General features: G+C 49.1%; 24 protein-coding genes and 1 pseudogene. 10 read left to right on the top strand and 15 right to left on the bottom strand.

Annotation, left to right across the window (positions count from 1 at the left end; all coding sequences use genetic code 11):
• Positions 1–19: 19 nt before the first annotated feature.
• Both KZ483_RS23795 and KZ483_RS23800 read left to right on the top strand, forming a co-directional pair.
• Positions 20–1,183, top strand: a complete 1,164-nt coding sequence (locus KZ483_RS23795; RefSeq protein WP_220350038.1) for a Ger(x)C family spore germination protein — start codon at positions 20–22, stop codon at positions 1,181–1,183.
• On the top strand, positions 1,183–1,386 hold the full coding sequence (locus tag KZ483_RS23800) for a hypothetical protein (RefSeq protein ID WP_220350039.1): 204 nt from the start codon (positions 1,183–1,185) through the stop codon (positions 1,384–1,386). The genes KZ483_RS23795 and KZ483_RS23800 overlap by 1 nt, the downstream gene beginning before the upstream one ends.
• 65 nt (positions 1,387–1,451) lie before the next feature.
• Here KZ483_RS23800 and KZ483_RS23805 read toward each other — a convergent pair whose 3' ends face one another.
• On the bottom strand, positions 1,452–2,447 hold the full coding sequence (locus KZ483_RS23805; protein ID WP_220350040.1) for a DUF1835 domain-containing protein: 996 nt from the start codon (positions 2,445–2,447) through the stop codon (positions 1,452–1,454).
• Between the two features lie 140 nt (positions 2,448–2,587).
• Between KZ483_RS23805 and KZ483_RS23810 the strand changes: the two genes are divergently transcribed.
• A complete protein-coding gene (locus KZ483_RS23810) occupies positions 2,588–3,352 on the top strand; it encodes an SDR family oxidoreductase (protein WP_220350041.1) in 765 nt (254 codons plus the stop codon).
• 82 nt (positions 3,353–3,434) lie between these two features.
• Here KZ483_RS23810 and KZ483_RS23815 read toward each other — a convergent pair whose 3' ends face one another.
• The 3 genes from KZ483_RS23815 to KZ483_RS23825 all read right to left on the bottom strand — a co-directional run bounded on the left by KZ483_RS23815 (position 3,435) and on the right by KZ483_RS23825 (position 5,605).
• A complete protein-coding gene (locus KZ483_RS23815) occupies positions 3,435–4,859 on the bottom strand; it encodes an FMN-binding glutamate synthase family protein (RefSeq protein WP_220350042.1) in 1,425 nt (474 codons plus the stop codon).
• On the bottom strand, positions 4,843–5,136 hold the full coding sequence (locus KZ483_RS23820; RefSeq protein WP_220350043.1) for a hypothetical protein: 294 nt from the start codon (positions 5,134–5,136) through the stop codon (positions 4,843–4,845). Before KZ483_RS23820 ends, KZ483_RS23815 begins: the two co-directional genes overlap by 17 nt.
• A 190-nt stretch (positions 5,137–5,326) precedes the next feature.
• Complete coding sequence (locus KZ483_RS23825; RefSeq protein ID WP_220353648.1) at positions 5,327–5,605, bottom strand: DUF2277 domain-containing protein; 279 nt, start codon at positions 5,603–5,605, stop codon at positions 5,327–5,329.
• A gap of 445 nt (positions 5,606–6,050) precedes the next feature.
• Between KZ483_RS23825 and KZ483_RS23830 the strand changes: the two genes are divergently transcribed.
• The 3 genes from KZ483_RS23830 to KZ483_RS23840 all read left to right on the top strand — a co-directional run bounded on the left by KZ483_RS23830 (position 6,051) and on the right by KZ483_RS23840 (position 9,723).
• Positions 6,051–6,956, top strand: coding sequence for an amidoligase family protein (locus KZ483_RS23830; RefSeq protein ID WP_220350044.1), 906 nt, complete (start codon positions 6,051–6,053; stop codon positions 6,954–6,956).
• A 355-nt stretch (positions 6,957–7,311) separates the two neighbouring features.
• Entirely contained in the window at positions 7,312–8,865 is a 1,554-nt protein-coding gene (locus tag KZ483_RS23835) for an RNA polymerase sigma factor (protein WP_220350045.1), read from the top strand.
• A 96-nt stretch (positions 8,866–8,961) separates the two neighbouring features.
• A complete protein-coding gene (locus KZ483_RS23840; RefSeq protein ID WP_220350046.1) occupies positions 8,962–9,723 on the top strand; it encodes a VOC family protein in 762 nt (253 codons plus the stop codon).
• Here KZ483_RS23840 and KZ483_RS23845 read toward each other — a convergent pair.
• From KZ483_RS23845 to KZ483_RS23865, 5 genes are all read right to left on the bottom strand, one after another.
• Positions 9,678–9,962, bottom strand: coding sequence for a hypothetical protein (locus tag KZ483_RS23845; RefSeq protein ID WP_220350047.1), 285 nt, complete (start codon positions 9,960–9,962; stop codon positions 9,678–9,680). The genes KZ483_RS23840 and KZ483_RS23845 overlap by 46 nt on opposite strands.
• An 81-nt stretch (positions 9,963–10,043) precedes the next feature.
• Positions 10,044–11,309 carry a hypothetical protein gene (locus KZ483_RS23850; protein ID WP_220350048.1) on the bottom strand — a complete coding sequence of 422 codons (1,266 nt, stop codon included), beginning with the start codon at positions 11,307–11,309 and terminating at the stop codon, positions 10,044–10,046.
• A gap of 11 nt (positions 11,310–11,320) precedes the next feature.
• Positions 11,321–12,166, bottom strand: a complete 846-nt coding sequence (locus KZ483_RS23855) for a hypothetical protein (RefSeq protein ID WP_220350049.1) — start codon at positions 12,164–12,166, stop codon at positions 11,321–11,323.
• Positions 12,163–12,852 (bottom strand): ATP-binding cassette domain-containing protein, encoded by a 690-nt coding sequence (locus tag KZ483_RS23860; RefSeq protein ID WP_220350050.1) that lies wholly within the window; start codon positions 12,850–12,852, stop codon positions 12,163–12,165. The genes KZ483_RS23855 and KZ483_RS23860 overlap by 4 nt, the downstream gene beginning before the upstream one ends.
• On the bottom strand, positions 12,845–13,276 hold the full coding sequence (locus tag KZ483_RS23865) for a GntR family transcriptional regulator (RefSeq protein WP_220350051.1): 432 nt from the start codon (positions 13,274–13,276) through the stop codon (positions 12,845–12,847). Before KZ483_RS23865 ends, KZ483_RS23860 begins: the two co-directional genes overlap by 8 nt.
• Before the next feature lie 234 nt (positions 13,277–13,510).
• On the opposite strand from KZ483_RS23865, the pseudogene cysK reads away from it, so the two are divergent.
• Positions 13,511–14,427 (top strand): annotated as a pseudogene (gene cysK, locus KZ483_RS23870) (cysteine synthase A).
• Positions 14,428–14,486: 59 nt separating this feature from the next.
• Here the strand turns inward: cysK and KZ483_RS23875 are convergent.
• The gene (locus KZ483_RS23875; protein WP_220350052.1) at positions 14,487–15,302 is read right to left on the bottom strand and encodes an SDR family oxidoreductase; all 816 of its coding nucleotides are present in this window, start codon (positions 15,300–15,302) and stop codon (positions 14,487–14,489) included.
• A 178-nt stretch (positions 15,303–15,480) separates the two neighbouring features.
• On the opposite strand from KZ483_RS23875, the gene KZ483_RS23880 reads away from it, so the two are divergent.
• Positions 15,481–16,128, top strand: coding sequence for a TetR/AcrR family transcriptional regulator (locus KZ483_RS23880; protein WP_220350053.1), 648 nt, complete (start codon positions 15,481–15,483; stop codon positions 16,126–16,128).
• Between the two features lie 97 nt (positions 16,129–16,225).
• Here KZ483_RS23880 and KZ483_RS23885 read toward each other — a convergent pair whose 3' ends face one another.
• On the bottom strand, positions 16,226–16,750 hold the full coding sequence (locus tag KZ483_RS23885) for a DinB family protein (RefSeq protein ID WP_258881399.1): 525 nt from the start codon (positions 16,748–16,750) through the stop codon (positions 16,226–16,228).
• Between the two features lie 182 nt (positions 16,751–16,932).
• Between KZ483_RS23885 and KZ483_RS23890 the strand changes: the two genes are divergently transcribed.
• Positions 16,933–18,030: an undecaprenyldiphospho-muramoylpentapeptide beta-N-acetylglucosaminyltransferase gene (locus tag KZ483_RS23890; protein WP_220350054.1), complete on the top strand. Its 1,098-nt coding sequence runs from the start codon at positions 16,933–16,935 to the stop codon at positions 18,028–18,030.
• Positions 18,031–18,226: 196 nt separating this feature from the next.
• Here the strand turns inward: KZ483_RS23890 and KZ483_RS23895 are convergent, their stop codons facing one another.
• Complete coding sequence (locus tag KZ483_RS23895; protein ID WP_220350055.1) at positions 18,227–18,496, bottom strand: hypothetical protein; 270 nt, start codon at positions 18,494–18,496, stop codon at positions 18,227–18,229.
• A gap of 193 nt (positions 18,497–18,689) precedes the next feature.
• On the opposite strand from KZ483_RS23895, the gene KZ483_RS23900 reads away from it, so the two are divergent.
• A complete protein-coding gene (locus KZ483_RS23900; RefSeq protein WP_220350056.1) occupies positions 18,690–19,340 on the top strand; it encodes a helix-turn-helix transcriptional regulator in 651 nt (216 codons plus the stop codon).
• A 263-nt stretch (positions 19,341–19,603) separates the two neighbouring features.
• On the opposite strand, the gene KZ483_RS23905 is transcribed toward KZ483_RS23900, so the two are convergent.
• The 3 genes from KZ483_RS23905 to KZ483_RS23915 all read right to left on the bottom strand — a co-directional run bounded on the left by KZ483_RS23905 (position 19,604) and on the right by KZ483_RS23915 (position 22,465).
• A complete protein-coding gene (locus tag KZ483_RS23905; protein WP_220350057.1) occupies positions 19,604–20,065 on the bottom strand; it encodes a hypothetical protein in 462 nt (153 codons plus the stop codon).
• A gap of 98 nt (positions 20,066–20,163) precedes the next feature.
• A complete protein-coding gene (locus KZ483_RS23910; protein ID WP_220350058.1) occupies positions 20,164–21,345 on the bottom strand; it encodes a CobW family GTP-binding protein in 1,182 nt (393 codons plus the stop codon).
• Between the two features lie 211 nt (positions 21,346–21,556).
• Positions 21,557–22,465: a GH25 family lysozyme gene (locus KZ483_RS23915; protein WP_220350059.1), complete on the bottom strand. Its 909-nt coding sequence runs from the start codon at positions 22,463–22,465 to the stop codon at positions 21,557–21,559.
• Positions 22,466–22,480: the final 15 nt, after the last annotated feature.

The raw sequence follows: 22,480 nt of genomic DNA on the forward strand, positions 1-22,480 counted from the left end.
TCAGGGAGTGGTGCATCATATGCTGAACCGGTTGATACCCGCGTTTCTAGTACTTGGCCTCAGCGCAGCGCTTACGTCCGGCTGCTGGGACCGGAAAGAAATTTTGGACGTCGCTATCGTAATGATTACCGCGGTGGATGAAGGCAGCAAGCCCGGTACATACCGGGCACACGCGCATATGGTCGACCCGAAAAGACTAGTCAGTGCCGGTTCCCCCGCTCAAGGAGGGGCGGCACAACCGATCGTTCATGTTCCTACTGAAGGAAGGAACATCAACGAAGCCCGGAGTAAAGCGGAATTATCGCTGCCAAGGGATATTATGAGCTCGCACCGACGTGTGTTCCTTATGGGCGAATCGCTTGCCCGGAAGGGTGTCGCCGAGGTCCTCGATCAGATCAGCCGAAACCCGCAAAACCGCCTAAACGCGATTATTGCAATCGCCGAAAACAGCACTGCGGAAAAGATGATCGATTTGAAATTTACAATGGAAACTTTCGGGGCTGAGGTGCTGCGCGAGCTGACCATTCGCAAAGCGCGCATCCCGACGTCGATCAAAGACTTTTACATCGCATCGACAACTCCCGGTCAGCAGCCGGTTGCAGTGAGCTTCGTAGAGCAAAAGGGAAAAATTTCCATAAGTGGAATCGCAATTTTCAAGGACTACAAGCTGGTCGGCTTCCTGAAAGGGCTGGAAGCGGGTGCCTTGAACGGACTGCTTGGCGGCAGCCCGCGGAGCAACGTCATGCTGCGGGTGCCGGGGAGCAAGGGCGACATATCGATTCAGGTGAGCGATCTTAAGGCACGCGGAAAGGTTGATTTTCGCAACGGGAAGCCTGTTTTTACATTTCGATTTAAAGTAGCCGGGAAAGTTCTGGATAATGGTACAAATATCGACTTATCCAATCCACAGAACGTTGAAAAGGTGAATAAAGTGTTTTCCGACAAAATGGAACGCGCCTGCAACTCGATGTTTGCCCGTTTGCAGCATGAATATAAAGCCGACAGCGCAGGGCTGGGTGCAATGATTTACAGAAAAGACTCGGGGTATTGGGAACGTATTGAAAAGCGGTGGCCCAGCATGTATGTCAAGCAAAAGGTTATCTGCCAGGTGGAAACGACAATAACAAACGTCGGTTCTATCGGAGCGCCGCTGTATATCCCTGAGAAAGAGGTGAAGAAGTAATGTGGACTGGAGTAATTCTTTATACGCTGGGAACGGTGGCCGTAACCTTCCACCAGTTCCGATATTGGCAAAAAAACGGGCAGGGAGCGGAGAAATGGGTATTCGCAGGATGGATGCTCACGGCTTGGGCTGTCGGCGTCCTGCTAATGGCCGGGGTTAAATTCCCGGTGCCTGTGAAACCGCTTTTCCCTAACTGGAAGTGATGCGGCGCGGAAGCGCATTATCGCGGATCGCGGATAATAATGTGTTTCGTTTGCGTTCCGGCCGCTCACACCTTAACAACCGTCTTGTGCGACGCATCCCACCGCCATGCCATTGTTTCCCCTTGGAATTGAAGACCTCCAAACCACTCATCCATCCGGTTTACCGCCGCCCAATCCTGATTTCCCGCCAGAACCTCCCGTCCGAGCTCCGTTAAAGTGATGACGCATTCACCAAAGGACGGCACCGGCAATTTGAAGTTCGGAAATGCGACTGATCCTTCGATACTCAGTAACGGATAAGGTTCTTCCGACATTTTGGCCAAGCGGTACCAATATTCCAAATCACCCATGCCCAGTATGTTCAATTTATTTCCTGCCTGATCAAACAGCTCGAATGGTTTATTTATTCCGCCTGCAACCGTCTCCAAAGTAGTTTGCTCTATGCTTCCAAGTCCGTTATGAGTGGAAGGCAGCCGTACGAGATGAGCTTCGAAAGCGGCGCGTACGAAAGGTAGAGCCGAAGTGTCTTCGTGAAGGATCCGGGTATGCCGCTGCGCATCATTCGATGCATATGCTTCCCAAACTTTGCCTCCCAGCTCCAGCTCGCGGCGGCCGACCGGCTGCCAGGTACCAAACAGCTCTTCCAGCTGCTTTGCGGTCAGCTGCCCGAGACCCCGAAACAATTCAATCCCCGGGTATCCGCCGATGCACAGTAAATTTAATTTCGTTTGTCCCAGCTGCTGCTTTGCAAACCAATGAAGCAAATAGCAAAGCATCGTCTGATCGAACAGATCATGCTCAAACCATAATACGATTTCTTTATGTTTCCTGAAGTCCTGCAGGGTTTTTTCTTGCGTTTCGCTTATATTGATAAATTCACTCTGCGGGATCCCCAGAGTCCGTTCCAGATACTGAGCGCGTACCGAGCGGTTGCCGCTCTCTGCCATGTCGGCGAATACAGGCCCAACCGGGTACACTTCCCTCCATACCAGGATTTCCCCTTGAATATCTCCCTGCTTTAACTTGCTTGCGACGGAATCGCCGTTCACGATATGAAGCATGCCTTCACCTCCTTCTTTAAATTATTAAACACGCGGATCCGAAGTCCTGCACTCTCATGCACGAGGCCGAATGAGAGAGCAATATTTCAAAAGCCGCCCTGTGCTATAACTGAAACTGTAAATAGAAGGGAGATGGGTATATGAACAGGTTGAGAGGTAAATCCGCATTGGTTACGGGCGCAAGCCGGGGCATCGGTCGCGGTATCGCGCTGCGCCTCGCGCAGGAAGGCGCAGTTGTTGCGGTCCACTATGGAAAAAACCACAGCGCCGCGGAGGAGGTTGTGCGCGAGATCCGGCTGAAGGGAGGAAAGGCATTCACTATCGGCGCTGACTTAACGTCCTTTAGCAGCGTACATGAATTGTTTGCCGTCCTGGATGCATCGCTTGAGGAACATACGGGAGAATCACGCTTTGATATTCTTGTCAATAATGCAGGAATCGGGCAGTACGCAACCATTGAGGAGACGACAGAACAATCATTCGACGAGGTAATGAACCTTCATATCAAAGCGCCGGTTTTTACGATCCAGCAAGCTCTGCCGCGAATGAAGGACGATGGCAGAATTATTAATATTTCATCGGCTGTTACAAGGATCGCATTCCCAAACCTGTTGGGGTACAGCATCTCGAAGGGTGCGCTCAATACACTGACCTATGTCCTGGCCCAGCAGCTTGGGGATCGAAAGATCACGATTAATGCGATTCTTCCCGGAGTTATCGATACCGATATGAATGCCGCAACGCTGCAAAGCCCCGAAGGACAGAAATTCGCCTCGGGCCTGTCTACCTTCGGCAGGTGGGGCCAGCCCGAAGACGTCGCTGATATCGCCGCATTTCTTGCCTCGCCTGACAGCCGGTGGGTAACCGGCCAGTTGATCGACGCAAGCGGTGGCTCGCACCTGTAGAATGCATTCCGAGAATGACTAACATTACACTAACGTCAAAACGGCTGCCCGGTGGCAGCCGCTTTGATTCGTTCTTATTATTTTAATGTACGTTTATATGCTGTTCGCCGTCTATTTCAGCTTCACCCGCAGCGAATAAAGGTCTAGTCTCTTCATAGAAACGGTCTTGATTCTCAGGAGAAACGTATCCGAGCTGAATACCGGCTGCCTTGGCTATAAAGGGGTCAATCGTGCATACGTCGGCTTTTGATATATCCGTCAATGCGGTTTTACCAAGTGTTACGGCTACCTGCTCCATTTCCACGACACATGCGTTTAAATATCTGGTCAAGTTCATGGCTGCCTTGTCGACATCCAACTGGTCTGTCAATTTACCTGAATAAACGACTAAACTGGTAGGTGGTTCAAAGGGTAAGGCTTCCACCATCTGTTCGCTCACAAGCGCCATAATAGCCGCCGTTCCGATGTAGACGCAATCTGCGCCTAATGCAATCGCCTTCAGCATGTGCCCGGGTGTAATCAATCCCCCTGTTGCTATAAGGTTGATATCCCGAAACACTCCTTTTCGCGCAAAATATTCAGATGCCCTGGTTATTGCGAATAAAGTCGGTAATCCAACATCATCCTGTAAGGTTGGCGGCCCCCCGTGGGTGCCGCCTTCCGCACCATCAAGAGTGACGAAATCCACTTCCGCTTCTATCGCAATTTGCAGCTCTTTTTCAAGATGATGGGTAGCGGCAATTTTTAAGCCCACGGGCACTCCGGTTTCATCTCTTAAAGACCTGACCAATTGAATAAAATCATCCTTGGTATTAACTCCCGGAAGTCGGGAATGAATTAATGCGTCTTCGCCTTCCTGTAATTCGAATACCTCTCTAAACTCCTCACCGATATTTTTTGCTGTCGTGCGCTGCGGAGCAGAGCCTTGCGCCCCTTGCCCCAATTGAATTTCAATGGCGTCCAGACGTCTATATTTGTCCGGGGTGTTCATCCAGCCGCCCCGATTATACTGCCCGATGAACAATTGAGCCGCCTCCCGCTCCTCCTCCAGCAGTCCCGCTTCACCGGAGTTTGTTGCAGTTCCCATTGCGGTCGCGGCTTTAGCTAAAGCAATCTTGGCGCTTTTGCTTAACGCACCGCCGAAAGACATAGCGGCGATCATTATCGGGATGGAAATTGTCATGGGCCTTCTTGCCCGGCGGCCGATCGTAACGGAAGTGCTTATTCCGACGTTTTCCGGTGTCGGAGACCGGAAGAGGTGTACGGGGTTGAACAGAATTTTCTCCCACGGAGATAGATGAATAGGGCTTCCAAGAGGCCTGGAGACAGGAGTTCCCTGATTCGCCCGCATCGCAATCTCCATAAGATTGGTAACGCCTACCTTGGTGGTTGAGGGAATCATTCCAAACAAATTTTCGGTATACTGGTCTCTGATTGCCCTTGTCATTGCTTTGTCCACGGTCTCGTTGATTGCGGAACGGATTAAATTCTCAATGAATCTCAACATGTTGGGCACTCTCCCCGAGTTCACCGCTGTCGATTGAATGTCTGATTCCTTCAATTTGTTGAGCCATTGCCAGACACATTTGCTTCATAGTTCCAAGCTGGCGGGCGGCGCTTTGTTCTTCAACCGCAATATCCACTAGCTCGCGATGGTCAAAATTTGTAAGTTTATTATAGTGTTCACGTTCTATAGTAGAAAGCGTACCCGCCATTGTTTCCATGCGGTTTAGTTCAGAGTGGATATAAGTAAGCGTGTCTTTAAGATCTTGGTTATTTTGCATTTATTTGCACCTGCCCATTTTTTATTGTTTACTGTTACCACATAGGCAGAATTATATTCCAGCTACTTCCGAGCTTGAGTGAACCGTGCCGCCGGCCTGCGCTTGCCGCCGAATTCCGTTATGCGTATTTTCCGCAAAACAAAAAACCGCGTTCTCACGCGGTAGCGGCGCTGTATCCAAGGGATGTGGTCTACTCTTCCCGGGTTCCGAACCTTCGCGCATTCCTGGCGCGGGCGCGCTCGATCTCCACCTCTCGGCTGCGGGGCCCGGCATTGGTTACCAGCGAGTCCAGCAGGTTGCGGGCAACGTCGGTCACCTCCCGGATGGCGCGGTGGAACGCCTCTTCGTTCGCCTTCGAAGGCTCATTGAAGCCCGAGAGCTTTCTTACAAATTGGAGCGCTGCCGCTTGAATCTCATCTTCGGTAGCGGGAGGATCGAAGTTGAATAGTGTCTTTATATTTCTGCACATAGCTTTCTCCTTCTTCATAGTTTTTATATTGAATTACGGCACTGCGGGCTTCCTATATCCATTATAGCACGGAGCCTATGAACAATTTTCTTATTGATTGCTGCTATCAACACGCCTGCAGGCGAATTGAAGCTGCTCTTGTTATGAGAACGTACGTGCGATAAAATTGTGTTCATTCGGCGCAGCAGCACAAGGAGGACTTGATATGGATAAGCAGCTGCATTTTCGGAATTTTTTAAAAAATAACGTCACTGGAAGGTTACATCGACCGGCATGCTTGTAGAGCAAACCCTGGAATGGGTATAATTGCCTTACATGAATTTTAAATTTTCTCTGGGAGGGATTGTCCTATGTACAGAATAAAAGTACCCCGCTAATGCCGAGGTCCGCCTCCTTCTTTTACTTTCTGTTGCGATAACTGAAAATAAAGAGGAGATGGACAAAAATGTGGCCTAGAACGATTGATTGGAAACAGATTCGATTTGGAGTTGAAATTGAGTTTGTCGGCGGGCACCCCCAGGAAGTGGAGCTCTTGCCCGGCTGGGAAATGTCGCTTGACGAGAAGCAGATTGACGAAACAGGCGCCGAATCGGGCAGTGAGCTCAAGGCACCGCCTTTGGTTTGGGAGGAACGGGTCCAAATCCGTGAGATGCTTAGCCGGCTGCAGCTGCAAGGGGCAGCGGTTAATTGGAGCTGCGGGCTCCATGTCCATGTCGATTTGAACACTTGGGGACAAGCGATTGTATTGCCAATGATCGATGCTGCTCTATCGGTACAAAACGCACTCAAGCTGTTATTGTGTACCAGTGAACACCGGCGCATATTCTGCCCTCCGGTAACTGAGGAAATGAGGCGGCGTTTCAGCCTTGAGCCTGGTCCGGCCGCACTTCGTAATCATGGTCGCCCCCAGTCTCATCGCTGCGGAATCAATACGGCTGCATGGTTTGATATCGGGACGGTCGAAATTCGATATGCCAATGGGTCCTTGAACTATGACGAAATCATTAGAACGGTGGAGCTCTGCCTGCGCTTCGTTGCGGCGGTTGGGGAGGGACGTAAGCTGCCCGCCGATCCCCATAAGCTGGCGATCGAATTGGGAGCTCCCACTGACGGTTATCCGCCTGATGCCCCGGCACCGCAGTGGTATAAGGAAAGAATGTGGCTCGAGGAAGCGCTCATACCGATCTTTGCTCCGATTGCAGCTCAGCTTGTGCAGCAAGGTGAAATTCATCATATCCTGCCTGTTCCGGAAGGGATTCTCGTTGCAGTCGAACGTCCGGATGAAGAATTGAGCAGATATATTTTTCGTCCGTCAGTGACCGGCTGGAAGCTCTTAGATATTGCACTGTGAGCAGCACCGGATGTAGAACTTATGGGATCAAGCGCCTTTAACGAGGCGCTATTTTTTTTGGATTCTAAACTAATTAGAGTGAATTAATAGAAGCGACCGAATATGAGGAAGGCTTAGGAGGAAAAAAGTTTGGTATTCGGATACATAGGTAAAAGTAAAATTTGGTATGGTAACAAATGCATTTATGGCTATCAGCTTCTTTATTTTTATGTTCATTGGCTACTTGATTGCTAATCTATTCGGCGGGAAACCGTAGCTCGAGAGTGAGGCAGGTACTCCAGTCGGAAGGATTTCCACCTGAAATGAAGAATATAGCTTTTTTAACATTCCTTTTAATTAAACAGGAGGTTTGACCTTGTCCCGAACTGAGTTGGAGCTTATCAAGAGCGCGAAGGATGGAGATCCTGCGTCATTAACGGAGCTCATTAACGTCTACCGCGCTCAGGGGCTGAGATGGGCGGAAGCTATCGTTCGCGACCCCTATTTAGCGGAAGATGCCTTTCAGGAGGCGTGTTTAAGAGTACACCGGAAATTGGATGGACTTAACGATGCCTCCCTTTTTCACGCATGGTTTCGCCGGATCGTGCGGCATTCGGCGATGAATCTTATTCGCGGCGAACGGAATCGGATCCCGCTTCTCGCAGATCCCAATGAGCCGCCATACCCGGATACAATTTCAACGGAGTCTGCTTCAGTTGATCCCTTATTTGCTCTGATCAGCAAGGAGACGGAACAAGAATCAATGAATAGTATTGATGCCGTTACGAATAAAAAAGCTCAATCCGTCATGAAGACGTTAATTGCGGAGGATTCGTCCCCCAAAGAAATTGCCGAACGGCTGCAAATTGCCAAAAGTAATGTCTACAACATCATCTCCCGCTCCCGGAACAAGGCGAACGAGGAACGCTTCCGTTTGGAGATGAACCGATATTTGACGGGACGAAAACAATCAGCTTTACCGGGAATGAAGCTGCTCGAAACCCCGGGCTTATCCAGGCCCTATTCCATATTCTCCGTAGCGCTTCTCGAGGTGCTGCGTTATGCCGGAGAACGGCATTGGACGCTGACCGACATCATGGGAATTTCCGGAGATGCGTTTCGCCTTAACGTCACGGACCGGTGCCACTGGCGGGGAATTTCAACGTTCGATTGGAGCTATGCCGTCTATCAATGCATGGAGCGATTAGGATGGAGGGTCGATTGCTTCGGAAGACCAGGCCGTAATCAGCTCTCGCCCGAACAGCAAACAAAGGTGCTGTGTCTGATCCACCAATCGATCGATAAAGGACTTCCGGTAATCGCATGGAACATCATAATCAACGAGTTTTCTCTTATTTACGGTTACGATGATGAAGACCGCTTCATTGTATGCCGTAGTTTTCGCGAGAAAGAAGTACGCTGCTCTTACGAGCAGCTGGGAAGAAATTGCGAGGAGCCAGGGCTGTTTGTTGCCGCGTTAGATCGAAGAATGGCCGGACCGGCTTCCGATCGAGCCACTCTTCAGGCTTTAACGGAGCATGTGAAAGGAAACGATCCGAAAATTCCAGGCTTCGCGTTTGGAATAAACGGGTATCGATCATGGCTCGAATCGATTCAAAACGGCAGTCTGGATCTGCTCGGACACGCCTATCAAGTCGCTATTTTATGCGAATCACGCCAGTATGCCCGGTGCTTTCTGGAGAGCTTGGGAAAACGGGCCAAGCCGGAGCGGATGAGGGATGCCATCATGCATGCTGCTCACTGCTATGGGCGTGTGAATGATTCTCTTCGCTTACTGTATCCTTCTTTTCCATTCGGTTATAGCGGTGCTTCCGGCATAAACCACAGCCTGGCAGATGGGCTGCAGAAGGCGATGGAAGCGGAAATCGAGGCTGTATCTTATTTGGAGTATTCCTTGACCGACGATTAGTGAAAAATATTTTCACAGAAATGGATAGAAAATTAAACCTCCTTGTGTCTGATAGTTATTCAAATTTTCACAAAAAACTTTTGGAGGTTTTCTATTATGTCTCATCCGATTTTGCCTTTTATGCCGACTGTTTTTATTCCTGTGAGGGAGTTGAAAAAATCGATCGAGTGGTACTGCGGGCTTCTCGAAATGCCTGTTCAGCCGGCGCAGGATGGCGGGGGTATCTATTACTTCAAGCTCGACGGCACGGATATCATTCTGGACAGCAACATGTGGGGCTTCCCCCCGATGATTATGTACGATACCCGGGACATTGACGCTGCCTATGCGTTTTGCCGCGAACAGGAATATGCGCATATGGGCGAGTTCTTCCGATATCCGAATGTAGCTCATTTCAGTGTGGGAGGGAGCATGATTTGTCAGGTATCGGAAGGTCGTGCCGCATCCGACAACCCCAGACCGGCACATCCGCTGCTGCAGCGAATTGCCCGTGTCCTCGTTCACACCGATGATATTAAGGATATGGAACAATGGTACGAGAAATTTCTGAACAAGACGGTTGAATCCGATCCCTGGGTTGAAGGCTTGACGGGGATTCGGATGTCTTATGGCGCCCATCTGCTAATCGACGATAACCGTCTCTCCCGCACCGAGAAAATTCGCTACGAGAAGCTTCAGTTGGATTTACGGGCAAATCCCGTCGCAATCATCGAAACGCCGGACATCGAAGCCGCCAGGTCCCATGTAATCGCAAAGGGAGCCTCAAACGTAAGCGGAATTGAAACGCGGTCAGGGCTGACACAATTCACGTTCTATGATCCCGACCGCAACGGCCTGATGGTTTGTGAGTCCAAATAAAAGGCTTGTTGTTTAATCGTTATTGATGTATGAATAATTGTTTTTCTCATAATATCGCGCTGCACGGTTAATGACTTGTCAAAGAAAGCATCATCCTTGCTTAGCTCCAGCAGCGCCGTCTTGGTTGCCTCGGCGGCCAGTTCCTCGTCTTGCAAAATATAATAAGAAGCCTGATAGCCGTATGTTTCAAGCCTCTTCAATGCTTCGACTTTTCTTATCAAACCGACCGTTTGACGCATTTCACTTACCTCGCATATGTGTCGTTCGGTTCAGGAAGCCGGATCAATTGTCCGGCTTCTGCCCCTTTTATCATACTGATTTCAGTTCTTGATATTCATATTTAGCAATTGCAAGTTCTTCATTTGTTCATTAGCCTCGGAATCCGGACCTTCAAAGGTCACCTGACCTTTATATAATAGCTTTCCATCGGTCGCATCCAGCACGGCAGCCATCGGGATTTTATTCTTGTGAAGCAGGACGTATACTCTGTTATTTTTGATTAATGCATTTCCGAGCTGGTCTGCACCGAGCAGCTTCGCCGTGATCGGTGGCAATACCTTTTCTTCCTGCTCGATATCCAGATTATAACGCGATACCGAAACTTTTTTATTTTCAAATGCTAACAGATCGATCATATTGCCGTTTAAGCTGTAACTCTGGTAAGTTTTAGGGCCAAGATTTCTTTGAGTCAAGGAAGCCGGTAAAGCTGTAAGGTGACCCGTTTTATATGAATACGAATAGAGATGCCTCGCTATCGTTACTCCAGTGTACGAATTGTGATCTTTTTCAGTAATTTTCTCTTCATCGACTGTCAACAGCACATACTCGGCAGGTGCAGAAGGAAGAGCGTTCGTAACGGCGCGGATGTTAACTTGAACGCCCTTCTTGCCGCTGATATCATACGACAGCTTCTCATTTCGAATCAGGTTTCCGTTGTTTAAGTCCACTACATAATCGCGATATTCAGAAGACGATTCCGTGAACTTCCCTGCCGTCTGATTCGGTTTCTGTTCGTAGCTAAGAATATGAATCTGATTGCCGACTCGCTGCACATCCGATATTTCCTGGATATAGACCGTATTAGCAGCCGTTTCATAGCGCTTGGTTTTACCCGATGACAGATTTAATAAGTCAATAATCAATATTCCTTTCCGTTTTGTAGAATTAACAATTTTCACGGAAGAATGCGCATAAATAAGCCATTCCTCATCCTTGTAAAAGCCTCCCTGAAGGCCTTTTCCCCTCATGAAATTGCGGTGATTCTTTATCAGATCCCGGATGTCGGAACTTCTGTAAAAGTATGAACGGGCATTCAAAAGGGCGCCTAAAAAATTTTGCCGTAAAATAGAGTGATCGCCGTAATAGCGGGAATAGCGGGCTCCGTCAGTGGTAACAGTTAAGGATTGGGAACGCATCCTTCCGCTATAATTACCGGAAAGCTCTAATGCCGCGCCCTCTTCGGTATTACCCTGTATCGTAGAAAGCTTATATCTCGGCAGGTTGTCAACAGCGCCGTATACATAATAGGTACCGATTCCTGCCGCTATAAACAGCCCTAATAGAATCGTTAATGTGTAACGCTTCATGGTCATTCTCCTTACACCGTAATCTTTTTGGCAAGAAGCCGGAATCCGAGCCACACCGACATAACAAGCACGAGAGCGCACATCACCAGCTCGATTGCGACTATCTCTGCGGGATACAAGTAAGCAGCCGCATTTTCAAGTCCCAGAGTTGCCACCGGGAACAAGACGGCAATGAAGCATACAGACAGATACAGGATGGCATAAACAATACCTAATCGCCGGTAGCTCCTTTCCAGCAATATAGCGGTGAAGATTGCCAGTATTGCGATAGTGCCTATTCCATAAGAGAACAGAAATTGATCAAAATTACGGGGTAATAGTAAGCTCAATCCCTGATTCGCGGAAATAACGTCTGTAAAAAACGATGCGACTCTCATTTCGGAAGGTACGATAAGGTTGAAAATCATATTTTCAACAGGGAGCAGCGTCAGTTGAAATGAAACCATTCCGAAAACAAACATGAGAATTGCCGTCGCTTTGGCCATGTAAATATGACGTCTGGCCGTCGGCAGCATGAGCAGCCTGTATATAAACGTATCGCGTCCTACCCAATCGCGGTACCAGATGAGGAAGACGTACAATATCAGCACTGCAATGCTGAGCAGAACCGGAACAATAAACAACTCCTGTGTATTGAAGATCGCCCAGGCAAACGAGAGCTTTCCGCTTGGAAAAAAGGGAGTCGGCATTATTAGCATCCCGTTGTCCAATGGCTCGTTTTTTATTCTGGACAATTCATCCATAATCGTCCATATGAGTGCTCCAATCTGGCATATCAACGTTATGGCCATCATCCCAGCCAGCATATAGCGGAACCGGTGAACCTCCATATGCACCAGCTTCAAATATCGGTTCACGCCCGGTACACCTCCCTCATTACGTCAACAACAGACTTGCCTTCTTCGTTGCGGATTTGTTCGCAGTCAAACTCTCTGCTGACTACCCCATCCTGCATCAGTACCGCTTTATCGATAAGATGCTCCATCTCCCCGATCTCGTGCGTCGTTAGAAGGACGCCGCGGTCTTCGATCAGATGGCTCGAGAATACCTCGGCAATCAGTTCTCTGCTGAAGATGTCAATGCCTGAGAACGGTTCGTCCATCAGCACGTAATCTGTGTCCTGCGCAAGGCCTATCACCAAATTGAACTTCGCCGCCGTACCCTTGGAGAGATTACCGATTTTCTCGCTCTCATCAAGCCGAAAGAATTTCATCAGTTCAGCAGCCCGCGCCGTATTCCAGCATTGATAAAAGTCCTTCATGAACCGGAGTCCCTCGGACATCTTCATTCCGGTCGGCATGGTAAGATGATCCGGTATGAACGCGACCTTCTCATACATCTCTTTGCTAAGCGGCTGCCCGTCGATCCGGATCTCGCCTCCCTTAAGCGGAGTGAGTCCCATGATTGCCTTCAGAACGGTCGATTTACCGGCACCGTTAATACCAATCAGACACGTAATTTGCCCTTTCTCAGCCGTAAAAGAAACACCGCTAAGGACGCTGCGCCGCCAGTAACGCTTGCGAATGTCGATCACCTCAATCATGCTGCTCTCCTCCCGGCGCGGCTTGGCTCTCAATCATTCTTGCTTCCACATATTTGTCTTTCACCAGGTCAAGCAGCTCCTCCACCGTTACGTCAATCTTCCGGACTGAAGCGATAAAGGCATCGACCGCGCCGACGAGGAGCTCTGCCCGTATCGTACGGAGAACATCCATCTCATGTGTAATTCGGCTGGGAGAGTTCCCTTCCGTTATAATCAACTGCTGCTCCTCCATTTCCTTATATGCTTTCTGTGCGGTGTTAGGATTAATCTTCAGCAAGGCCCCCAGTTCCCTTCTCGAAGGAATGACCTGCCCAGCCTTCAGCCGCCCGGTTGCGATCTGCTCCTTGAAATGCCGGACCACCTGCAGATAGACCGGATCCCGATTGTTAAAAGCGATTTCCGTCCACCCTTCACTTGTTTTCATTCGACTACCTCTCATTCATGGCAAGTGTGTGTACCAAGTAGTTCATACACTATGGTTGTATTATGTCCGTAATACAGTAGTTTGTCAATAGCGGCATTGATACCCAGTATTTTGCTGGGCGGGCTCCGGTAAATTCCAATATTTATTTGCCTTCCAGCCCTTTTATGATAATTTCAATATATCCCACTAAACGTACTGGATTTATATACTTTAACCTAAGGTTGGAGGTAGCCTATGTCGAAGATCGCTAAAAATTTAACTGATTTGATCGGTAATACGCCTCTGTTGGAGCTTTCCAATTACACTGCAGCTCACACTCTTGAAGCCCGTATCATTGCCAAGCTTGAGTACTTTAACCCTGCAGGAAGCGTGAAAGACCGAATCGGCTTTGCAATGATCAAAAATGCCGAGAGGAAGGGATTGATTGACAAAAATTCGGTGCTCATCGAGCCCACCAGCGGAAATACCGGCATCGGTCTCGCGTTTGCAGCAGCCGCGTTAGGATACAAACTGATCATAACACTGCCGGAAAGCTTCAGCCTGGAGCGAAGGAAACTTCTAAAGGCTCTCGGTGCGGAGCTCGTCCTTACGCCGGCCACGGAGGGGATGCCGGGTGCGATTCGCAGAGCGGAAGAATTGGCGGCTGAGCTGCCGAATTCTTTTCTTCCGCAGCAATTCAAAAATCCGGCAAATCCGGACATCCATCGGACGACCACTGCCGAGGAAATTTGGCGGGACACAGATGGTTCGGTCGATTTACAGGGGGAACTATTACCGGAGTGGGCGAAGCTCTTAAACAAAAAAAATCTTCCTTGCAAATTATCGCCGTCGAACCCGCAGACTCACCTGTTCTTTCTGGAGGCGACCGCGGAACGCATAAAATTCAAGGAATCGGAGCCGGGTTCGTACCGGATAATTTCAACCGGGAGACAGTTGACGAGATCATTACAATTACGAATGAAGAGGCTATTCTTACCGCCCGCGGGCTGGCAAGAAGTGAAGGTCTGCTTATCGGTATTTCCTCCGGGGCGGCGGTATATGCCGCTGTACAGGTGGCCGGCAGATGGGAAAACAAAGGGAAAACCATTGTTGTCATACTGCCTGATACAGGGGAACGTTATTTATCTACAGAGCTGTATGAAGAGATTTAAGGAGTAATAGTCCGGCAAGCATTAAACAAGGGCGACCCGCTAAGGATCGCCCTGTATCATTAAAATTGCTGTGCAATAAAGCCCATAAATTCTTCATCCGATTTTTCTTTCCGCATATGGAGCAAGAATTCGGCATCTTGACCGGCAGTATATCTCAATCGCGTCTTATTGTCGTTAGCAGCTTCAAAAACCACTTCGGCAACAACTTCCGGTTTGGATACTTTAGCCGGATCCTTGAAATTTTCTTCGACTTTCAGCAGAAACGAATCATTATATTCCTTATAATCGGTCAACGCTTCGTCGTAAGCATAGTCTAATGACCTCCCCGTGAAGTCAGTATCTATATTACCGGGTTCTACGAGTTTGACTTTTATATTGAGCGCAGCTAATTCATAGTACAGTGATTCGGACAAGCCTTCGACAGCCCATTTTGTGGAATGATAAAGCGATAAGAGCGGAAATGTAATCCGTCCTCCAACCGAGGATATATTAATAATCGTCCCCGCCTTATTTGCCCGGAAATGCGGCAGAATCGCTTGCGTCACATTCATTAACCCAAATACGTTCACGCCAAATTGTCTATTGATTTGCGCTTCCGTCGCCGCCTCGAATACTCCGCCCACACAATATCCGGCATTATTAAGCAGAACGTCTATCTTGCCAAACCTGTCAATTCCCTGCGCAACGGCCTCCCGGATCGTCTCTTTCTTCTCAACATCGAGTTCCAGGACCATTACCCGCTGAAGGTTATGTAGTTCGGTTTCCTTTTCCGGTGAACGCATCGTGGCTACAACGTTCCATCCTTTTTCAGCGAAATATTTGGCCGTTGCTTTACCGATTCCCGTAGAAGCGCCTGTAATTAGAATAGTTCCCATATAAACTCCTCCAATTCGATATTAAACGGCTAGCGTTCACCGCCTGAATACAGTGTATCATTGTAATTGAACAAAGTAAACTATTTATACACTTTTAGTATACTTAGTAATATTCGTTTAATTTTTCGATATTTACGCTATAATAAGTGAAGGGAATTAAAACAGGGGGCTATTTTCTATGAAACGCACGGAGACCACAATCAAATATATCGAAAAAATAAAACCCATATTAAGAAAAAGCAGGCTCAGCCAGCTGACGGTAGACGAAATAGCCCGGCATATGGATATCAGTAAAGCGACCTTATATAAATATTTTTCGTCCAAGGATGAAATTATCGAAGTGTTCGTAGAGCATTGCCTGGAGTATGTATCCAATGTCGATGCCTTGGTGCTGGATGAAGGGATTTCCTACGGGGAACGGTTCCAGCTAACTTACGACCAATCCATAAAGAGCGTACTTTTTGTCCCCGATATCCTTTTGGAGGATTTAAGAGAGATTTATCCGAAATTATTTGAAAAACTTAATTTAGCGCAGCAGCAGCGCTATAAAAATTTACAGCGATTTTTCGATTCGGGCCTGGAAAAAGGGATCTTCAACCGGATTAATTTTACGTTGTTTATGGTGCAGGATGAAGTTGTTCTCCGTCATATCTTTGAACCTATGTTCGCCATCCAGTATGACCTTACCTTAAAGCAGGCTCTACTCGATTTTTACAAGCTTAAAAAGATTCAACTATTCAAGCCCGAAATGCTGGATAAAGTGGATGATGCCGCAGCGGAGCAGCAAATCTCGGATGCGCTGAGAAAGATATCCTCCGGCTTATGAGGGCTCATTCATACCGGCGACCGGCGGGCAGCCAAAAAACCTCCAGCGCCGCTTTACAGCGGTTCTGGAGGTTCTAAACGTTCTGATCCGGTAATTTTCACTCGCTCCGGTTCAATGTGTACAAGTAGACAATATAGTCCGTCGGTGTGCCGGGATGACCCTTTTGCCGCAGCATATCTGTTATGTTTCCCCGATGGTATGTTCCGTGGTTGACGACATTCTGGACAATCTCGAAAATGTTCGTCTTCAAGCTCCCGTAACTGGGATGCTTGAACTCGATTTTCGTATCGCCGTCCATTCTTTGGTGAAGAGAGGACCGGTACCGGTCAAACAACTCCTCAAACTTCGTCCGGATCTCTTCCAGGCTCAGCCCCTTTAACTCTTCTTCCCATTGGAAGGCTTTTGCCCTGATATTGTCGAAGCTCTCACCGGATATACCGGCCAACCACACGTTATCAGCTCGGTAAATGTGAGATAATGCTTGAGAAAAGGAAGAGAAAACGCTTTGAAATTCTGCTTCATAAATGTCCTGCGGAACCTCTTTCAGATGTTCAATTAATTTCCGGGTTGCCCATACATGATAATCATAGAATTGTAGGATGTTCTGATTCAGCTGCTCCATAGTAGCTATCCTCCCTAACAACTAATGAGTATATTTTCATTCATCATACCCCATCTTCGCCGGCAAATACAGTCGGGTAAGATGGTTGCGAAGCATTTCCCGGCTCATTCAATATGTGGTAGTGTAAAATAAAATATCGCCATAGACTAAAAGAACTTTCAGAAGCGAAGGGGAACATTCGGATGTCCAACAATATAAAACATGACAGGCGGAGGCGAATTCTGTTCACGGGAGGCGGTTCGGCCGGCCACGTGACGGTTAATGCAGCATTAATTCCGGCCTTCATCGCTCAAGGATGGGATGTCTCTTACATGGGGTCCATGCATGGCATTGAATCGCAGCTTATTCAAAGGTTCAGCGGCGTTGCATATCACGGTATATCAACCGGTAAGCTTAGAAGGTACGCGGATGTGCAAAATCTTAAGGACCCGTTTCGCGTAGTGAAGGGGACCCTGCAGGCGTTTCGGATTATTAGAGAGCTGAGACCGGACGTACTTTTCTCCAAAGGCGGCTTTGTATCGGTTCCCGTTGTACTCGGCGCTTGGCTTAACCGGGTTCCGGTCATCATTCATGAATCGGATCTTACTCCCGGCTTGGCCAACAGAATCGCAATTCCCTTCGCGTCAAAGGTGTGTGTTACTTTCAAAGAAACGGTAAGACAGATGAGTCGCGACAAAGCCGTTCATATCGGACCCATTATTAGAGAGGAGCTCTCGCGCGGCATTCCGGAGCGGGGGCTCAAATGGTGCGGATTCACGTCAGGCAAGCCGGTGCTGCTCATTATGGGCGGGAGCCTCGGCTCGCAGAAAATCAATCAAATGATCCGCCGGCATGCGCAGCAGCTGACGAGGACTTTTCAAATCATTCATATCTGTGGGAAAGGCCAACTGGATACCACCGTGCAGCTGCCCGAATATAAGCAGTTTGAATATATACATGACGAATTGGCCGACGCGGTCGCTTGTGCGGATATTGTCATTTCAAGAGCAGGCTCAAACTCGATCTTCGAGTTTCTTGCTCTCGGCAAACCGATGCTGCTTATACCGCTGTCCAAGGAAGCAAGCCGGGGCGATCAGATATTAAACGCCCGGTCGTTTGAGGAGCAGGGCTACTGCGAGGTGCTGCTTGAGGAAGAGATGACTGATGATTCTTTCATGCGCGCCGTTGCATCGGTTTACGCCAGACGTGGGGAAATCAAAGAAAGCATGACCCGGATGATAACGGGCGATGCAATAACTCAAGTAATCGAATTGATCCGTGATATCGCCAAGAAGCAATAAAGGTATCGCCTAATTCGTCGGCGCAAAGTACCACTCGTTTCCGAGCTTGTCTGGAATGAATCACACTATTGCGGTCGGTTAATGTACGTTAGCTTAAAGTTGTGGAAGTTACTTAACCGCTGCCCGTCGTCTTACTCGTTGACCGATCAAAAAAAGGCGCACCATGGCGCCTTTTTCCGGTTACACTCTTATTGGTTTACTCGCTACTGTCTTCTTTCGGACGAACCCGCTTCATATAGGAGTCGTACCTATCATCGACTTCCTCTGCCATTCGCCGGTACAGCTTTGTTTCCTCGACGATCGGATCGTGCTCGGTTTGTATGCGGATTTCATATTTGGGTGAAATGACCGCCCTTACCTTCCGTTCTTGATCTTCTTCGATCAGCGGCGCGGACGTCAGCCTGTCGGCAAGCTCCTTCTCCATCTTTTCAGCAGCGTTCTCCGGTTTGTTTCCCGAATGATCCATATCCCCTTACCCCTTTCCGCCAAACGATCGTGCGCATCGCATTTCATCTTTATGCTTTGCTATCCTGCTATCCTTTAACCGCGCTTAATATGATATTACTTTCATCCTACCATACTTTTTTTTAGGAAAACATATTTTTTGTTTGATTTTATCCTGGCTTATGATAACATCTTGCTCATAAAGGGGTGACTATATGGAATCAGTATCACAAGAGCTACACTTCCTTGATGATCTGGCCAAGGGGATCGCCGCCCAGTTCGGTGACAATTGCGAGGTGGTCGTGCACGACTTGACGCGTCCCTACGACAGCACAATCGTGGCGATCGAGAACGGACACGTAACGGGACGAAAGGTCGGCGATCCCGGCACGAATCTCGGCTTGGAGATTCTGCGCGGCACGACGGAGGGTGACAACCGCCACAATTTTGTGACGCATACAAAGGACGGACGGCTGCTGCGCTCCACTTCGCTTTATATGAGAAACCCGGCCGGCCAGATCATCGGGGCGATCTGTATCAACTTCGACATAACGGATCTCACCGCAGCCGAGAGCGCACTTCATTCATTAACGGCAAGCGGGCTTCAGCCTGTTCGCGAATCGTTCGTGAGCAATGTGAACGACCTGCTCGACACGCTCATTCAAGAGGCGAATGAGGTAATCGGCAAGCCCCCGGCATTAATGTCGAAGGACGACAAAATCAAGATTATCCAGCTGCTCGACGAGAAAGGCGCTTTTTTGATTAAAAAGGCGGGGGAGAAAATTTGCGCCTATTTGGGCATTTCGAAATACACGCTGTACAGCTATTTGGAAGAGTCGAAAAGCGCCGGAACAATGGAGACCTAGGGAATAAACCGCAGTGAGGCTTTATGTGGATCGCCATATTTGCCTTAGGCCGAAAAAAGAAGCGCCGTCCGCGGCGCTTCTTCATTTTGACGCACTTTGCATCCATTATATCCGGTAGAGAGCCGAAAACGCACTGGGCGGGCGTTTACCGCAGAGCTGGCGCTTTATGCGGGCAGGCTCCTCCCAGCGCGCGGTCTGGCGTTGCATAATGAAATTCCACCTTACGCGGACACCCGGTACCTGCGGCTCGCTCGGCCCTGGGCTTAGCGCGCCCCCGCTTTGCGCTTCTCTTTGCAGGCTGCGCGAATCTCCTTGCGCAGCTGCTGCGCGTTCTTGCCCTGAATCTCAATGCCCAGTCCCTTTGCGACTTCCTGCAAACGGACCAGGCGCTTCGCTTTTTGCTCCGCCTTAAACCGGTCCCACTTGGCCGTGTCCGCTTCACGCGCGGCTTTTATTTCCTTATGAAGCTGCTGGGCGGATTTGCCTTCCGTCGAAATGCCAAAGTAGTCGGCAGCTTCCTTCAGACGCTTCATCCGGTATGCTTTATAGTCGCGTCCGGCTTTCGAGTGTTCATGACCGCGCTCCAATTGCTCGCGTTCCGCCTGCTCGTTCAGGGAAGACGTATTTGAAGGTGCAGCATCGCTTTGCGCGTATACCGGTACAGCCGCCAGCGACAGAGCAGCGACCGCTGCCAATACAATCCACTTTTTGTTCAACCATTTCATGTTCTGTCAGCTCCTTGGGGATTGGAATATCATCCGTCACTTGGATAGTTTGTCCAATAGCCCCAAGCTGTAAACACAATTATCTATGTCGAACTATCCTAACTCAGAGATTCCAGTTCCCGCTCCAATGCATTTTTCGAGAAATGTTCTCCGATAAATACCGCAACGTCATGCACTTGTCCCTGGGGATTAATTCGGGTAAATTCAAGCTCACGGTATGCGTATTGGAACAGAAACCTGCTGTTTGTATCGGTGAAAGTGACGATTCCTTTCGCCCGGTACACATCCTTCGGAAGTCTGGTGATAAACGCTTCAAACGAATGGCTGTCAACCGGTCCGGCAAAATAATGCGTCAGAGCCATTACATGCGCATGCGATCCATTCGAGTCATGCGATTCATGGGGCTCGTGCGGTTCATTCGACACATGCAGCTCCGGCGACATATGCGGTTGATTTGACTCATGCGACTCATGATACAGGTACGCTTGGTCCGACACATCAGGCACATGCGGCGTATGCGGCCCGTCCGCCCTGTCCGCTTCATGCCGCTCTTGTGAGTGAGAATGATTGCAGTTCGCTCCGCAAATATGACGCTCATGGCTACACAGCGCCGGGTCCACCATCTGTCCGCCGCCGGACCTTGACTCAAGATCGAAGATATTCATGTCCGTAACGCAGCGGACTGTAACAGTAAGGGGTGCATAACCATTGAGCTCCCGTATCAGCTGCTGCACCTCGACAAGCTGCTCCGGGTCCAGCTTGTCTGCCTTATTCACGATCAAATCCGTCGCGCACCTGATTTGATCCTGCATCAGCTTGTAAGTACGCCCTCCCCTGCGGCTGCGCGCAAGCAGCTCCGGCCCGTCTACGACTGTAGCAATCGTACGCAAATCAACCCGGGTCAGCAGCGCAGCCTCCGTTACCGCGTCGATTATTTCCATCGGATTGGCTGCGCCTGTCGATTCGATAAGGACGACATCTGGCCGGTGATCTTCGATAAGCTGCCTCAGCTCCATGCCGAGATCCCCGCGAATGGTGCAGCAGATGCAGCCGCCCAGCATTTCGGCCATAGGTATTTCGTCGTCGACGAGCTGTCCGTCCAAATTAACATCGCCGAGCTCATTCATAATCACTGCAGCTCTTACATCGGCGGCTTTATAATAATCGATAACCCTGTTTAATAATGTGGTCTTACCGCTTCCAAGAAAACCTGAAAGCAGATGAACCGGGATCGCGCGTACGTCTGCATCGATCTCTTTATGCTTGTCCGCCTCTATCATCGTTTTTATATCTTCCTTCCTTCATCTTGCAATTAGTCCTCTATGCTGGATTATAACGCATTGAACGACCGGGAATAAAGTGGGAAGGGGTTAGCGGCCGTGCGCTTAGCGGAAAAATATAAAAATTCGCATCCAGTCAGGCTCATAAGACGTTTGAAAAGGCGAATCACGATAAGGCGGGCAGCATATTACAGTCCATCGGAGCTAAAGGTTAAATATTTAGAAAAACCTTCTTGTTGGCGTTGTCCCAAGTCAACTTCCCGCCGAACAATTCCGCAGCCTTCCTGATCTGAACGTATGCCGAGCCGTCGATCATGACGAATGCGTCTACAGCCTTTCCTTCCACATAAGCCAGCTTCCTTGCGTTGTCCCAGGAGACTGTTTTACCCAGCGCCTGACCTAACATCCGCAGCGGAAGGTAAACATGTCCGCCGATTATACGGCCATATGCAGCCAGTTTGCCGTTCACCACGATTTTCACATTATCATCGGGACTGGCGGCCGGCACCGGATACTGATTGTAGAAGTCGAACTCCATCAAATCCAGATCGACGTTCCCCGAAACCCCGTTGACCTGACCCTTATCCGTATATTGAAATATTGACCACTTGCTCCACGTACCGTTCGGCATAGGCTGAGCAGCCCCATAATGCGCGATCCAAAGCGGATAGGAGCCAAGCTCTTTGCCCAAATAGGTATTCGCAAAACTGGCGCCCGTATAAATCATGACCGGACGGCCGGTAAGTCTATTGACTTCTTGAAGCCACTTCAAGCACCAAGCAGTCAGTGCGGCTGATCCAATCCTAGAAGCGTTGCCTTCTACATCGAGCACATGCGGGAAATCCGAGTTATAACTTTTGACTGCCGCGGCAAAATTAGCGGCCTCAACCACAGCATCGTTTGATTCCGGATGCGAATAATGATAGAATCCGATTTTCAGACCAGCGTTGAGGGCTCCCGCTGCATTTGCTTTGATTTGCGGATCTACCGTAGTCTTACCTTCAGTTGCTTTGATGAAAGCGAATTGGATGCCGCCGGCCGCCACCTTCTGCCAGTCTACAGCACCTTGCCAATGGCTTACGTCAATTCCCTTGACATTGTCCGCACTTCTAGCCTGCACGTTCACTCACTCCTC

This window comes from Paenibacillus sp. sptzw28 (genome assembly GCF_019550795.1).
Classification (GTDB): Bacteria; Bacillota; Bacilli; order Paenibacillales; family Paenibacillaceae; genus Paenibacillus_Z.